Source organism: Streptomyces alkaliphilus, assembly GCF_014141535.1.
Taxonomy (GTDB): Bacteria; Actinomycetota; Actinomycetes; order Streptomycetales; family Streptomycetaceae; genus Streptomyces; species Streptomyces alkaliphilus.
Genome location: NZ_VKHT01001319.1, coordinates 1 through 1,110, shown reverse-complemented (window position 1 = coordinate 1,110; position 1,110 = coordinate 1). Strand labels below are relative to the sequence as shown.

Annotated in this window: 1 protein-coding gene; it reads right to left on the bottom strand. The window is 76.9% G+C overall.

From position 1 onward, the window contains the following. Positions 1 to 304 precede the first annotated feature (304 nt). Positions 305 to 1,110: diacylglycerol/lipid kinase family protein (locus FNQ90_RS24225; protein ID WP_267133111.1), on the bottom strand; the 806-nt coding region annotated here is incomplete at its 5' end.

Here is a 1,110-nt window from a genome sequence, read left to right as displayed (position 1 = left end):
GTGGTGATCCCTGACGTCCCCGGCCCCTCGGGGGCCCGGGTCCGCCGACCCCGGGCCGGTGGGTGTTCCGGCTCTCCCGGTGGGGCCCGAACGTCCCCGCGGTGGCCGTGCGCCCCACCCTCGCAGCGGGCCGGGGCCCGTCGCTCCCTCCGAACCGCCGGTCGGTGACCGCGCCCGTCGCCACCCATCCGGCGGCCCCGGGCGCGCCGCCCCGTCCCCTGCCCGCCGGGCGTCCCCGGCCCTCCGCGTCGCCCGGTTCGGCGCCGTACCGGGCGACGCGGAGGGCCCGGACGCGTCCCCGGTCTCACCCCACGGGGCGGTAGACCACCAGGGCGCCCGGCCGCTTCTCCACCAGCAGGGCCGAGGGGGCGGGGGCCGTCTCGCCGTCCCGGGCCAGCGTTTCCACCCCCTCCAGGTCGGACAACTCCAGACGCCGCAGCCGGGCCGAGGTGTAGACCCGCGAGCGGCTCATGGTGCCCAGCAGCGCCGCCCCCAGCAGGCGGGTGCGGGCCAGCGGGGTGTCCCCGTCTATGGTCCGCACGTCCAGCAGGCCCTCGTCCATGGCCTGCCGGTGCACCGGGGCGAAGCCGTCGGGCAGGTAGCGGCCGTTGCCGGCGAAGAGCAGCCACACCCGGCGGGGCCGCCCGTTGATCCGGATCCTCAGCGGCTCCGAGGTGCGCAGCACCCGGAACAGGGAGACCACGGCCGCCGGCCACTTGCCGACGCTCTTCTCCAATCGCTCCCGTTCGGAAACCAGTTCCGGATACATCCCGATGCTGAAGGTGTTCACGAACGGATAGCCGGCCCCGTGGCCGTCGGTGTCCCGGTGGACGCCCTCCTCACCGGCCACCCCCGGCAGGCCGCCGACCCGTCCGGTGCGCGGTCCCCGACCATCGGCCGACCCGGCCAGCGGACGGGCCAGCGCGAGATCCACCCGGATCGCCGTGCCCTCCTCCACCGCGGCGGCGGCCTCCTCCGTCGTGCGCACGCCGAGATCCTGGGCGAAGTGGTTCAGCGTTCCGCCGGGAAACACCGCCAGCGGCACCCCGCGTTCGGCGGCCCGCTCGGCGGCCGCGTTCACGGTGCCGTCGCCCCCGCACACCCCGAGGG